Genomic DNA, 13,611 nt, shown 5'->3' with positions numbered 1-13,611 from the left:
ACAATTAGTAGTTTCTGAATATGCTATGTTTGTTTCATAGTAAGGTGCATAAAGACGTAAAAAAGACCTTTACTCAAAACGAGTAAAGGTCTGAATTCGTAGTCAAAAAGAGTCAACAACAAAGACTGTTAGTAAACATAGATAAAAACAGTTTTTGTGTATGACAAAACATACGCACCTCTCCCTCGTTGAGTTTTAGCACTGTATAGCATAGGTACTGAAACCAGCTACGTTAAGAAAGGCCTTCATTCCGACCTTTCCTGTTGACCCATTGGCGTCTCTCGACATTTTTGGGCAGCAGCGTTTCTCTATACAGGAGCCTCACCTAACAGAGACCATATTCAATTACACGTTGAATATTAGCACTGTAAATTTGTAGTGTCAATATCTTTTTTGTCTATTTTTTCAAAAAATTAAATAGATTTATGATGGATATATAGTATGAAGTAAGATGTGTTTAATTGTAAATATGGTGGGAAAATAAATACTTAAATAAATATAAATAAAAAGCACTGTTTACAGTGCTTTTTATTATAGATTATGAGATTGTAGGATTTTCAAAAATAACAATCTCTGAGCTATTTGTTGTTGAAACGCGTTGTGCGTAATATGTTAAAGCTGAAGAAATATATGTTGGTAACGTCTCATTTGTATGTGATGTTGTATATTCATGAATTAATTCTTTTAAAGTCGTCCACTCTAGTTGTGCTGGGTGATCAGAAACGAAAGAACTTACCCAGCGATCAAATGAAGATGAAAAATCAGTTTGTAAACGAAATACTTCTTTCATAATAAAACGCTCCCTTTATATGTGATATAGTTATATTACTACAAAACACGAACGATTGTTAAGTTTTTTATTTAAATGTTCGTGTTATATAGTTGTCTAGATGATTGTCTATGTAAATTCAATTTGCCATTTGAAATAACATTCCGTAAGATGAAAGATAGATTATATAAAGAGCTGGAGGAAAGAAAGTGGAATTTGTATTTTTAGGAACTGGTGCAGGTGTTCCTTCAAAAGGAAGGAACGTTTCAGCAATCGCCTTACAATTGTTAGAAGAACGAGGGCAAACGTGGCTATTTGACTGTGGTGAAGCGACTCAGCATCAAATTTTACATACATCTGTACGCCCAAGACGCATTGAAAAAATATTTATTACTCATTTACATGGAGATCATATTTTTGGTTTGCCTGGTTTATTAGGGAGCCGTTCTTTTCAAGGAGGAACGACGCCGTTAACAGTGTACGGCCCAAAAGGAATTAAACAATTTATTGAAGTAGCATTATTAGTAAGTACGACACATGTTAAATATCCACTTGAAATCGTTGAGATTACGGAAGAAGGTATTGTGTTTGAGGATAATGAATTCTGTGTAGAAACAAAAAGGTTATCACACGGAATCGAATGTTTCGGATATCGAATTGTAGAGAAAGATATACAGGGAGCTCTTTTAGTGGATAAGTTGCTGGGAATGGGTGTGAAACCTGGTCCGGTTTTTAAACGTTTAAAAGATGGTGAAGTAGTTGAATTAGAGAATGGCACAGTGTTAAATGGAAAAGATTTTATCGGCCCGCCTCAAAAAGGAAGGGTTATTACAATTTTAGGTGATACACGATATTGCGAAGCGAGTAGAGAGCTTGCGCAAGATGCTGACGTACTTGTTCATGAAGCGACTTTTGCGGCAGAAGATGAACAGCAAGCACATGACTATTTCCATTCAACAACAGAACAAGCTGCGCGTATTGCATTAAATGCAAATGTAAAGCGATTAATATTGACTCATATTAGTTCTCGTTATCAAGGAGATACATATAAGGAATTGCTGAAAGAAGCAAGAAAGTTATTTTCTAATACAGAAATCGCGATGGATTTGAAATTATTTCCAGTATAAAAATAATATTCAAAAAATGGTAACATACGTTTGCCATTTTTTTTTATTTATAATAAAATTTTTTTTTACTAAAACTGTTATCATTTTATTTTTATATTGGATGATACAGAAAGTTTTAATGATGTGAAGATATAGGATGGAAATACACAATACCGATTATTTAGAAAAACTGTTATATAAGTCAGACGACATACAAGTGATACAAATAGCGAAAAAGGATTTTTATTCAGAACTTTTAAAATTCAAAAAAAGTAAGCGTTTTATAAAATACAAGCTATAATGAGGGCAGATTATAATTTATTGTAGGCTACATGCGTTTTAGCCATTTGTCGTAACAAGTGAAGTTGACTAAACCGAGAGAGAGCAACAGGGAGATTATAAAAGGATATTACTATTATTTGTACTAAGTCTTTTTTCGCTCTTTAGCTTTGAAGCACCAAAAGGTATGGCAGCAATGGGAGTTTCACTTGTTTATGCTATGCTTGTAAGGGGTTCTGTGTTAAACTTTGGATTGCTACCAGACTTTATTGTGGATTATCTTATATCATTTTTAAATGAAGGTAATGCTAAGTTTCGTATTTATTATTATAACTGGTATTATTTCAAGATACATTGGTTCATTGTTATTCAAAAACTATCCAATTTGTACAGCGGAACAAATTCGTGGTACGACTGGAAAAGCAACTGTTTCGGCAGCTTAATAGAATAGTAGAAAATAATTTTTTCATAGAGGTTTAGGGGGAGTTATGATGAAGTATCGCTCAGTGTTTGATATTATTGGTCCGGTTATGATTGGTCCATCAAGTTCACATACAGCAGGCGCGGCAAGAATGGGGCAAGTTGCTCGTCAGCTGTTTCGTCATGAGCCAGAGAGAGTTAGCATTTCATTATATGGTTCATTTGCAAAAACATACCGTGGTCACGGTACGGATGTAGCGCTAATCGGTGGAATACTAGGATTTGAAACAGATGATTTACGTATTCCAAGTGCGTTAGATATTGCAAAAGAACGCGGGATTGAAGTGGAGTTCATTGAAGAAGATGCAAATGCTCCGCATCCAAATACAGCGAAAATTCGTCTGTATAAAGGTGAAGAGGAAATTGAAGTTGTTGCTTGCTCAATTGGTGGCGGTAAAATTGAAGTTGTAGAATTAAACGGATTCGATCTTCAATTAACAGGCACGAGTCCAGCACTACTTATTGTAAATAACGATCGCTTTGGTGCTATCGCAGCTGTAGCTTCAATCCTGGCTAAGCATGAGATTAACATTAGTACAATGAGTGTTTCTCGTAAAGAAAAAGGAAGAAGAGCGCTTATGGTCATTGAAACAGATGAATTATTAGCAGATGAAGTAATCGCGGAAATAAATGGGCAACAAAATATTTGTCAAGTAACTATTATGGATTAATTGCAGGGGGGACACACCATGTTTCGGAACGCAGCGGAACTAGTGGCGCAAGCTAAAGAGCAAAATGTAAAAATCGCAGAAATTATGATTCAATGTGAAATGGAAACAAGAAGTATCTCACGTGAAGAAGTAATTGCTGGAATGGAAAAGAACTTAGTCGTGATGGAACAAGCAGTAGAACGCGGTATTCGTGGTGTAAAATCACCAACTGGTTTAACTGGCGGGGATGCTGTGAAAGTCCAAGCGTATATGCAGAGTGGAAAAGGCTTATCTGGAGATACGATTTTGGACGCAGTGAGTAAAGCTGTCGCAACAAATGAAGTAAACGCGGCGATGGGAATCATTTGTGCAACACCAACAGCAGGATCTGCTGGAACAGTGCCAGGTGTACTTTTTGCACTGCAAGAAAAATTACAGCCGACACGCGAAGAAATGATTGAATTTTTATTTACAGCAGGAGCTTTCGGTATGGTTGTTGCGAATAATGCTTGTATTTCCGGCGCGGCAGGAGGTTGCCAAGCTGAAGTAGGTTCAGCAAGTGGAATGGCAGCAGCAGCAGCAGTTGAGATGGCTGGTGGAACACAAGATCAAGCAGCTACAGCTATGGCGATTTCATTAAAGAATATGCTTGGTTTAGTATGTGATCCTGTTGCAGGGCTTGTAGAAGTACCTTGTGTAAAACGTAATGCAGCAGGAGCTGCGAATGCCATGATTTCAGCTGATTTATCATTAGCTGGTGTAACTAGTACAATTCCATGTGATGAAGTCATTGAGGCGATGTTTAGAATTGGACAAACGATGCCAGTAGCACTTCGTGAAACAGCAGAGGGTGGACTTGCAGCAACACCAACAGGTCGTCGTCTGCAAGAAGAGATTTTTGGTAAGAGTAATAACTAAAAGCATATCATATGATTAAAATAAAAAACGGAGCTCAAATAAAGTTGAGTTCCGTTTTTTATTTTTCTTTTGCTATTTTTTCTAATGTTTTTCCAAGATCGTGTGATCGTTTCGTTGCTTGTGTAATACAGGAGATTAATGCTTGTTGAAAATTATGCTCCTGTAATACTTCAATACCTGCTTCAGTTGTTCCCCCAGGAGAAGTAATTTCTTTTCGCAAAATAGAAGGGTGTTTTTCGCTTACTTTTAGCATTTCTGCAGCACCAATCATCGTCTGAAGAATAAGTGATTTTGCAACATCTTCTTTTAAACCAATTTTTTTTGCTGCCTCTTCCATTGCCTCTACCACATAATAAATATAAGCTGGTCCACTTCCGGATAATGCAGTGACAGCATGCATATCTTCTTCTTCTACAACAGAGACGAGACCAATCGTTTCAAATAACGATGTTGCAATACGAATATGTTCCTCCGTTGTGTGTTCTGAAGGTGAGATAGCGGTAGCGGATTTTAAAATGGCCGCAGATGTATTTGGCATTGCACGAATAATCGGAACGTCTTTTTGAAGTAGGTTTCTAATTGAATGAGTAGAAACACCTGCTAATAACGAAATAATAAGCAAGTCATTATTTATGTATTCTTTAAGAGGAATAATCGCTTCTGCGACATCTTTTGGCTTCATCGCTAGAAAAAGAATATTTGCATCAGCAAGTAAGTCCTTTTTATTATGTGTGCCTTTGACACCGTATTTTTTATGTAACTCCTGTAATCTTGTCTCGTTAGAACGATTACTTACAGTGACATTTTCTCCCTTAACAACATTTGCGTTTAATAAACCACCAATAATTGCTTCGGCAATAGAGCCTGCACCGAGAAAGGAAATATTTTGCATAGACATGATGTGCCTCCTTTGAATTTGGTTAGAAATGCTTATAAATGTACATACATTCGTTTTTTTATGGAAAACACCTCTTTTTATCTGAAAATAATGACAAATTTATAGGGAAGTTGTAAACTGAAGAGGTATTCATTTTGAACCGGAAAAAGACAGGGGGGGGCTAAGCATGACGGCGATTCATCGAATGGAGATTCCTGTTCCATTTGCAGTTGAGACAGTGAATGTATTTTTAGTTGAGGGAGAAACATTAACGTTAATTGATACAGGGACAAATACAGAAGAAGCAAAGAAGGCACTAGAAAGTCAATTAGGTGCATTAGGGTATAAGATAGAAGATATTGAAACGGTAGTGATTACGCATCACCATGCGGATCATTGCGGACTTTTAAATACATTTTCTGAAAAAGTAAAGATTATCGGACATCCTTGGAATGAACCGTGGATTACACAGAATGCTGAATTTTTAAAGAAGTATCATGAATTTTTTAAAGAGACAGCCTTGCAGTTCGGCGTTCCAGCAGCATTTCTGAATGGAGAGGCGTTATTGACGACGAAGACACTTAAATATTCTTGTAATAGATCGTTAACACATACCGTGAGAGAGGGAGATCGTATAGATTCGTTACCTGGATTTACAGTGATTGAAACCCCGGGGCATGCTTCCACTCATATTTCATTATATAGAGAATCTGATGGAATATTAATTGGTGGGGATGCTCTCATTAGTCATATTTCTTCAAATCCAATATTAGAACCACCATATGAAGGGCAAACAGAAAGAGCGCGTCCTTTATTGCAGTACAATCAAACGTTAAAACGTTTAAGTGAAATGAATATTTCGCGTATTTTATCAGGGCATGGGGAAGATGTTCTGAATATGAAACAACTTATTGAAACAAGATTACAGAAGCAAGAGACACGTGCGTTTAAAGTGCTTGAACTATTAAAGGAAAAGCCAATGACAGCATTTGAAGTATGTGTAAAACTATTTCCGGTATTATATAAAGAGCAATTGCCACTTACTATCTCAGAAACTGTTGGACAATTAGACTTTTTAGCATATAATCAACAAGTGATGATTGATGAATCTTCACAACAATTGATTTATTATGCAAAGTAGGTGACAGCAATGACGGGACGTTTACAAGAAAAAGTAATCGTCATTACAGGTGCTTCTAGTGGAATTGGAGAGCAAGTTGCAATGCAGGTTGCAGAGCAAGGGGCGACGCCGGTATTAATGGCTCGAACAGAAGAGAAGCTACAAGCATTAGCAGACAAAATTAAAGAAACTTATAATACGCCCTGCTATTACTATGTATTAGATGTAAGTGAAGAAACGAAAGTACAATCTGTTTTTTCAAAGGTATTACAAGAAGTAGGACGTATTGATATATTGGTAAATAATGCTGGGTTTGGTATTTTTAAAACGTTTGAAGATGCGTCAATGGATGAAGTAAAGGATATGTTTCAAGTAAATGTATTTGGATTAGTAGCTTGTACGAAAGCGGTATTACCTTATATGGTAAAAAGGAACGAAGGACAAATTATTAATATTGCTTCAATGGCTGGAAAAATTGCCACTCCGAAGTCGAGTGCTTATGCAGCAACAAAACACGCTGTATTAGGATTTACGAATAGTTTGCGTATGGAGTTATCTAACACAAATGTGTATGTAACAGCAATTAACCCGGGACCGATAGATACGAACTTTTTTGAAATAGCCGATCAATCAGGTACATATGTGAAAAATATGGGACGTTACATGTTAAAACCAACATATGTAGCAGAACAAATCGTAAAGGCGATGCAAACGAAAAAACGTGAAGTAAACTTGCCGAAGTGGATGGGAATGGGGCCAAAGCTCTACGCATTATTCCCAGGTTTATTTGAACGTGTTGCAGGCAAATCATTAAGTAAAAAATAGGAGATTTCCATATGGAAATCTCCTATTTTTTTATTTTCCAGTCACATAATCGTAAACGATATCCTCAACAGCCTCGTATACATCAATTTCAGTATTTGAATGAATTATCATTTGAATATGTTTAATTAGCATTTCCTGATCCTCTTTTGAAACAGGATTACATTGATATTGCCGAAAACTTTTTATAATCATTTTCTCAATTAATTTTTCATTCATGTTTTTCCCCGCCTGTATGTATAAATGTATTGTTTTATTGTACTTGAAGTGAAATGGAAATACTACTATACATTGTTTTTGCATAAAAATTCGATTGTGTATATTATTTTTCCAGTAAAATTAAGATTTTTAAGTTTTGAAAATTTTATAAATATTTAATTGACTCTATAAATATACAATACTATAATCATACTTAACTTAAAGAATCGATATGAGGAGGAGCTTATGAAAGTCGCAATTATTGGAGCAACTGGATATGGAGGAATTGAGTTAATTCGGTTATTAGAGCAACATCCGTATTTTTCGATAGCATCTCTCCATTCTTTTTCGCAAGTTGGCGAGTGTATAACAAATGTATACCCGCATTTTCGAAATGTTCTCGTACATACATTACAAGAAATTGATGTAAAGGCAATGGAGAAGGAAGCGAAAATCGTATTTTTAGCGACCCCAGCAGGAGTATCGGCAGAGTTAACTCCAAAATTATTAGCAGTAGGTTTAAAGGTAATTGACCTATCTGGAGACTATCGTATGATCGACCCTTCGTCATATGAACTATGGTATAAAAGGCCAGCTGCACAAGAAGAAATTCTTAAGAAAGCAGTTTATGGGTTAAGCGAATGGAAAAGGTCCGAGATTCAAAATGCAGATTTAATTGCAAACCCAGGATGTTTTGCGACAGCTGCATTATTAGCGATAGCGCCGTTAGTACGTAGCGGAATGATTGATGAAGATTCGATTATCATTGATGCAAAGTCAGGTGTATCTGGAGCAGGCAAAACTCCAACAACAATGACTCATTTTCCAGAGCTATATGATAACCTTCACATTTATAAAGTAAATCAGCATCAGCACGTTCCTGAGATTGAGCAAATGCTTGTAGAGTGGAATGATAAAGCGAAGCCAATCACATTTAGTACACATTTAATACCGATATCAAGAGGGATTATGGTTACACTCTATGCGAAAGTAAAACAAGAAATCAAAATGCAGCAACTTCAAACGTTGTATGAAGAAACGTATCACAACTCAGCTTTCGTTCGAATTCGTTCTCAAGGAGAATTTCCGAGTCCGAAAGAAGTAAGAGGCTCAAATTATTGTGATATTGGGATGGCTTACGATGAAAGAACAGAAAGAATTACAGTAGTTTCTGTGATAGACAATATGATGAAAGGCGCAGCAGGGCAAGCAGTTCAAAATGCAAATTTATTAGCGGGACTAGAAGAGACAACGGGTTTACAGCATATGCCGCTTTATCCATAAGGGGGAAATTATGATTAAAACATCGTCTATTACAAAATTAGCAAATGGTTCAATTGTTACGCCGAAAGGCTTTTCGGCAATCGGTACTGCAAATGGTCTGAAAAAGGTGAAAAAGGATGTGGGTGCAATCGTTTGTGAGGTGCCAGCATCATGTGCCGCTGTGTATACAACAAATCAAATACAAGCAGCACCGTTGCAAGTAACGAAGGATAGCATAGCAGCAGAAGGGAAATTACAAGCAATTGTTGTAAATAGCGGAAATGCAAATGCTTGTACGGGCATGAAAGGATTGCAAGATGCTTATGAGATGCGAACATTAGTAGCGGAACACTTTGGAGTAAAAGAAAAGTACGTCGCAGTCGCTTCAACAGGTGTAATTGGAGTCCCTTTACCGATGGATATCATTCGAAAGGGAATTGAATCTCTTGTGCCAACAAAGGAAGTAAGTGAAGCTCATTCTTTTTGTGAAGCAATTTTAACGACAGACCTCATAACGAAAGAAACTTGCTATGAGATGATAATTGATGGGAAAGAAGTGACCATTGCTGGGGTCGCAAAAGGTTCAGGGATGATCCACCCGAATATGGCAACGATGCTTAGTTTTATTACAACAGACGCAAATATAGAGCATGAAATACTGCAAACAGCATTATCAAAAATTACGAATCATACGTTTAATCAAATTACGGTGGACGGAGATACGTCTACAAATGATATGGTTATCGTTATGGCAAGTGGATTATCAGAAACGAAAACGATGGATATGGAACATAAGGATTGGGAAACTTTTGTATTTGCTTTACAAAAGGTATGTGAAGATTTAGCGAAAAAAATTGCACAAGATGGTGAAGGTGCTACGAAGTTAATAGAAGTAAACGTGTTAGGGGCTAGAACAAATGAAGAAGCAAAGAAAATTGCAAAACAAATAGTCGGTTCAAGTCTTGTGAAAACAGCGATATATGGTGAGGATCCAAATTGGGGACGAATTATTAGTAGTATTGGACAGAGTGAAGTAACTATTAACCCAAATACAATTGATATCACTCTTCAATCTATCGCCGTATTAAAAAATAGTGAGCCTCAAATGTTTTCCGAAGAGGAAATGAAAAAGAAATTACAAGAACATGAAATAAAAATTGATGCGTGTTTACATTTAGGAGATGAAACGGGATCAGCTTGGGGCTGCGACTTAAGTTATGAATATGTGAAAATAAATGCTTGTTATCGTACATAAGGAGAGAGAAGATGAGCGATTATATTGTAGTTAAATGTGGCGGTAGCATGTTGAATCGATTAAATAGTGTGTTTTTTGATTGCATAAAGAAATTGCAAAATAAGTATAAGGTTGTTATTGTCCATGGCGGTGGCCCAGAAATTGATGCCAAGTTAGAAGACGCTAATATCAAGATAGAAAAGAAAGATGGATTACGAGTAACGCCGAAAGAGGTTATGGATGTTGTTCAAATGGTGCTATGCGGAAGTACGAATAAAAAAATCGTAATGAATTTACAAAAACATAATTTACTTGCGGTGGGGCTTTCAGGATGTGACGGTAATTTACTTCAAGTTCAACCTGTTGGTGAAGAGATAGGATATGTAGGAGAAGTAAGTTATGTAGAAACAGCCTTATTAAAAGGATTGATAGATATGAATTATATTCCTGTGATTGCTCCAATCGGGATAAATGGTAATGAAGTTTATAACATTAATGCAGATACTGCTGCAGCTGGAATTGCAGCCACACTATCCGCAAAAGAACTCCTTTTTATAACGGACGTAGATGGAGTATTACACGAAGGAAGATTGGTAAAGAAAATGGATGAATATGAAATTCTTACTTTTATAGAACAAGGTGTCATTACAGGTGGGATGATTCCGAAAGTACAGGCGGCACTTACATCGTTAAAAATGGGAGTGAAAAAGGTTAGTATCGTAAATGGTACAAAGGATTTTGCCGGGGTCACAGGAAAGTGTATTGGAACCACGGTAACGAAAGGAGTGAGTATTCTATGACAAGCCATCTTTTTCAAACGTATGGCAGGAGAACTATTGAGTTTGTAAAGGGGAATGGAACAACAGTCATTGATAAAAATGGTACACAATACTTAGATTTTACGTCGGGGATTGGCGTATGTAACTTAGGACATTGTCATCCTACTGTTGTAAAGGCAGTAGAAAAGCAACTTGGAAGCATATGGCATATATCTAACTTGTTTACGAACTCCTTACAAGAAGAGGTCGCATCGTTATTAACAGAAGATACAGCATTAGATTATGTGTTTTTTTGTAATAGCGGGGCGGAGGCAAATGAAGCGGCTTTAAAGCTAGCACGTAAGCATACTGGAAAATCTCTCGTAGTAACATGTGAGCAATCTTTTCACGGGAGAACATTTGGAACGATGAGTGCAACAGGGCAAGATAAAGTGAAAGAAGGGTTCGGTCCATTACTTCCGTCTTTTTTACATACACCATTTAACGATATACAAGCATTAGAGGAAGTAATGAATGAAGAAGTTGCGGCGGTAATGGTAGAAGTTGTTCAAGGAGAAGGAGGAGTAATATTAGCTGATCCATCCTTTTTGAAGAAAATTGAAAAACTATGTAATGAGTACAATGCTCTTTTTATTATAGATGAAATACAAACTGGAATAGGCAGAACAGGAACACTATTCGCTTATGAGCAAATGGGAATAGGGCCTGATATCGTTACCATCGCAAAGGCGCTTGGGAATGGTATTCCAGTTGGAGCGATGATTGGCCGGAAAGAACTAGGTTCTTCTTTTACTGCAGGGTCACACGGTTCAACTTTCGGTGGGAATTATATCGCTATGACTGCCGCGAAAGAAGTATTGCAATGCATTAAGGAACAATCGTTTTTTAAAGAGGTACAGGAAAAGGGCGAGTACGTATTAAAGAAATTGCAAGAAGAATTACGACACGTTGAATGTGTTCAAAATATTCGTGGTAAGGGACTTATGATTGGAATCGAATGTAAGCATGAGGTTGCAAATTTCATAGAACAACTAGAAAAAGCAGGACTTCTCGTATTACAAGCAGGACCTAATGTTATAAGACTATTACCACCACTTATTGTAACGAATGAAGAGCTAGAACAGGCAGTATATATGATAAAAGAAGTGGTTTGTACAAAAAATGCATCAATAATATAAGGGGGAAATTTCATGTCAACTGTACAAGTACCGAAATTAAATACGAAAGATCTTTTAACGTTAGAAGAATTGACGCAAGAAGAAATCATTTCTTTAATTGAGTTCGCTATATATTTAAAAAAGAACAAGCAGGAGCCTTTATTACAAGGGAAAATATTAGGTCTCATTTTTGATAAACATTCAACTCGTACTCGCGTTTCTTTTGAAGCAGGGATGGTACAGCTCGGAGGACATGGAATGTTTTTAAGTGGAAAAGAGATGCAAATTGGCAGAGGAGAAACGGTTTCAGATACTGCGAAAGTACTATCTCATTATATTGATGGAATTATGATACGTACATTCTCGCATGCAGATGTAGAAGAGCTTGCAAAAGAGTCCAGTATCCCAGTTATTAACGGTTTAACTGATGATCATCACCCTTGCCAAGCATTGGCAGATTTAATGACGATATATGAAGAAGTTCATACGTTTAAAGGAATTAAATTAGCTTACGTAGGTGATGGAAATAATGTATGTCATTCACTATTGCTAGCAAGTGCAAAAGTCGGAATGAATATGACTGTTGCGACTCCCATAGGGTATGAACCGAATGAAGAAATTGTTAAAAAAGCGTTAGCGATTGCAGATGAAACAGGGGCTGAAATTGAGATTTTGCATAATCCTGAATTAGCGGTAAGTGGAGCGGATTTTATTTATACTGACGTTTGGATGAGTATGGGCCAAGAAGGAGAAGCAGAGAAATATACTTTATTCCAGCCTTTCCAAGTAAATAAAGAGCTTGTTATACATGCAAAGCAAACATATCGTTTCCTGCACTGTTTGCCTGCTCATCGTGAAGAAGAAGTAACTGGAGAGATTATAGATGGGCCACAGTCTATCGTTTTTGAGCAAGCTGGTAACAGGTTGCATGCGCAAAAAGCTTTATTGGTGAGTTTGTTTAAAAATATAGAGGAGCCTTCCTAAAAGGGAGGTTTTTTTATGTTGAAATGTCTGATGTATATTTAGTTAATTATCTCTATATCATTTATAATAAAAAGAGAAAACTAATTTTATTTTTCATATCATGTAAGGACATACTAGATAAAAAAATATAGTTAAAGAGATGATGAATTTGAAAACAACTAAGAAAACATATTCGTTTTTTCAGCGAATGTGGAGAATATTAAAGTTTCAATATTTTAAGTTGCTTCGATCACCAGAAGGAGCAAAGAAAGTGTCGTTAGGTTTTGCTATTGGATTTGGTTTAGAAATGTTGGTGATTTATACGGCATCGCTCGTATATTTAATATTTTATCCAATTGTCAGGTTAGCAAAGGGATCTTTTCCAGCCGCAGTCATTGGTAATATTATTGGGAAAATATCGTTTCTCCCAGTATTTTTATTTCCGTTTGCTTATGCATTAGGGAAAATGATTTATCCATTTCATGTACAGAAAATACATCATGAACCATTTACGATATCAGATTTGTTTTCGAGCCATATTTTTACGATGTTAAAGAGCTTATTACAGAGTGAAGTATATGTATTAATTGGTATGACGATAATAGGAATTGTGTTTGGGGTAATTTCATATTTCGTAGTGCATTATTTATATGAAAAGAATCGTAAGTTACGTTTGAAGAAAAGAAAGAAACAAGTGAGAGAACCACTTGTACAAATATAAAGAATGTAACATTCATTTTCTCCTTTGAATATGTTTAAGAAAAAGGGGGAGAGAATGAATGTATTATTATTACGTACCTCAAGTATATCCGTATACAAATTATTATGCTGTAAATGATATGAGGCAGCAATTCGGAGTGTATCCACAGCAACAAATACAGCAAATACAACAGCCTCAGCAGCAACCGGTTCAAGAACAAAAGCCGTATTTAATGACATGGCCATATTCAAATGTATACTATGGTAATTATTATGAATCATAAAGCTGCTTCTATT

At 36.3% G+C, this 13,611-nt stretch carries 16 protein-coding genes and 1 riboswitch; of the genes, 13 read left to right on the top strand and 3 right to left on the bottom strand.

Annotated elements, in window-relative coordinates; translation table 11 throughout:
• Positions 1-172: 172 nt before the first annotated feature.
• Positions 173-340, bottom strand: a riboswitch (M-box (ykoK) riboswitch).
• Positions 341-538: 198 nt separating this feature from the next.
• Entirely contained in the window at positions 539-790 is a 252-nt protein-coding gene (locus EXW56_RS19785) for a DUF3932 family protein (RefSeq protein WP_002111702.1), read from the bottom strand.
• A 188-nt stretch (positions 791-978) separates the two neighbouring features.
• Here EXW56_RS19785 and rnz point away from each other — a divergent pair, with 188 nt between their 5' ends.
• From rnz to sdaAA, 4 genes are all read left to right on the top strand, one after another.
• Positions 979-1,896 carry a ribonuclease Z gene (gene rnz, locus EXW56_RS19780; protein ID WP_215596882.1) on the top strand — a complete coding sequence of 306 codons (918 nt, stop codon included), beginning with the start codon at positions 979-981 and terminating at the stop codon, positions 1,894-1,896.
• A gap of 563 nt (positions 1,897-2,459) precedes the next feature.
• Positions 2,460-2,597, top strand: a complete 138-nt coding sequence (locus EXW56_RS27740; protein WP_252197297.1) for a hypothetical protein — start codon at positions 2,460-2,462, stop codon at positions 2,595-2,597.
• 48 nt (positions 2,598-2,645) lie between these two features.
• The gene (sdaAB, locus tag EXW56_RS19770) at positions 2,646-3,305 is read left to right on the top strand and encodes an L-serine ammonia-lyase, iron-sulfur-dependent subunit beta (RefSeq protein ID WP_002088527.1); all 660 of its coding nucleotides are present in this window, start codon (positions 2,646-2,648) and stop codon (positions 3,303-3,305) included.
• Between the two features lie 18 nt (positions 3,306-3,323).
• Complete coding sequence (gene sdaAA / locus EXW56_RS19765; protein ID WP_002111700.1) at positions 3,324-4,202, top strand: L-serine ammonia-lyase, iron-sulfur-dependent, subunit alpha; 879 nt, start codon at positions 3,324-3,326, stop codon at positions 4,200-4,202.
• A gap of 58 nt (positions 4,203-4,260) precedes the next feature.
• Here sdaAA and proI read toward each other — a convergent pair whose 3' ends face one another.
• Positions 4,261-5,100, bottom strand: coding sequence for a pyrroline-5-carboxylate reductase ProI (gene proI, locus EXW56_RS19760; RefSeq protein ID WP_215557451.1), 840 nt, complete (start codon positions 5,098-5,100; stop codon positions 4,261-4,263).
• A gap of 166 nt (positions 5,101-5,266) precedes the next feature.
• On the opposite strand from proI, the gene EXW56_RS19755 reads away from it, so the two are divergent.
• Both EXW56_RS19755 and EXW56_RS19750 read left to right on the top strand, forming a co-directional pair.
• Positions 5,267-6,220 (top strand): MBL fold metallo-hydrolase, encoded by a 954-nt coding sequence (locus tag EXW56_RS19755; protein ID WP_002199406.1) that lies wholly within the window; start codon positions 5,267-5,269, stop codon positions 6,218-6,220.
• A gap of 9 nt (positions 6,221-6,229) precedes the next feature.
• The gene (locus EXW56_RS19750) at positions 6,230-7,024 is read left to right on the top strand and encodes an SDR family oxidoreductase (RefSeq protein ID WP_215596881.1); all 795 of its coding nucleotides are present in this window, start codon (positions 6,230-6,232) and stop codon (positions 7,022-7,024) included.
• A gap of 30 nt (positions 7,025-7,054) precedes the next feature.
• On the opposite strand, the gene EXW56_RS19745 is transcribed toward EXW56_RS19750, so the two are convergent.
• Positions 7,055-7,240, bottom strand: coding sequence for a YqzH family protein (locus EXW56_RS19745; RefSeq protein WP_002160569.1), 186 nt, complete (start codon positions 7,238-7,240; stop codon positions 7,055-7,057).
• Positions 7,241-7,465: 225 nt separating this feature from the next.
• Here EXW56_RS19745 and argC point away from each other — a divergent pair, with 225 nt between their 5' ends.
• The 7 genes from argC (at position 7,466) to EXW56_RS19710 (ending at position 13,598) form a co-directional block, all read left to right on the top strand.
• Entirely contained in the window at positions 7,466-8,503 is a 1,038-nt protein-coding gene (gene argC, locus EXW56_RS19740; RefSeq protein ID WP_215596880.1) for an N-acetyl-gamma-glutamyl-phosphate reductase, read from the top strand.
• 10 nt (positions 8,504-8,513) lie between these two features.
• Positions 8,514-9,737: a bifunctional glutamate N-acetyltransferase/amino-acid acetyltransferase ArgJ gene (argJ, locus tag EXW56_RS19735; protein ID WP_002199409.1), complete on the top strand. Its 1,224-nt coding sequence runs from the start codon at positions 8,514-8,516 to the stop codon at positions 9,735-9,737.
• A gap of 11 nt (positions 9,738-9,748) precedes the next feature.
• Positions 9,749-10,516 (top strand): acetylglutamate kinase, encoded by a 768-nt coding sequence (gene argB, locus EXW56_RS19730; RefSeq protein WP_215596879.1) that lies wholly within the window; start codon positions 9,749-9,751, stop codon positions 10,514-10,516.
• On the top strand, positions 10,513-11,673 hold the full coding sequence (locus EXW56_RS19725; RefSeq protein ID WP_215596878.1) for an acetylornithine transaminase: 1,161 nt from the start codon (positions 10,513-10,515) through the stop codon (positions 11,671-11,673). The genes argB and EXW56_RS19725 overlap by 4 nt, the downstream gene beginning before the upstream one ends.
• Positions 11,674-11,685: 12 nt before the next feature.
• Positions 11,686-12,636 carry an ornithine carbamoyltransferase gene (gene argF / locus EXW56_RS19720; RefSeq protein ID WP_002111686.1) on the top strand — a complete coding sequence of 317 codons (951 nt, stop codon included), beginning with the start codon at positions 11,686-11,688 and terminating at the stop codon, positions 12,634-12,636.
• A gap of 148 nt (positions 12,637-12,784) precedes the next feature.
• Positions 12,785-13,336 carry a DUF2062 domain-containing protein gene (locus EXW56_RS19715; protein WP_002088510.1) on the top strand — a complete coding sequence of 184 codons (552 nt, stop codon included), beginning with the start codon at positions 12,785-12,787 and terminating at the stop codon, positions 13,334-13,336.
• A gap of 58 nt (positions 13,337-13,394) precedes the next feature.
• The gene (locus EXW56_RS19710) at positions 13,395-13,598 is read left to right on the top strand and encodes a hypothetical protein (RefSeq protein ID WP_002111683.1); all 204 of its coding nucleotides are present in this window, start codon (positions 13,395-13,397) and stop codon (positions 13,596-13,598) included.
• The last annotated feature ends 13 nt before the right edge of the window (positions 13,599-13,611 follow it).

Origin of the sequence: Bacillus mycoides (genome assembly GCF_018742245.1) — a bacterium.
In the GTDB taxonomy this organism is placed as follows: domain Bacteria; phylum Bacillota; class Bacilli; order Bacillales; family Bacillaceae_G; genus Bacillus_A; species Bacillus_A cereus_U.
Note: the sequence above shows the minus strand (reverse complement) of the source record. Positions and strands in the feature narration are given on the sequence as shown.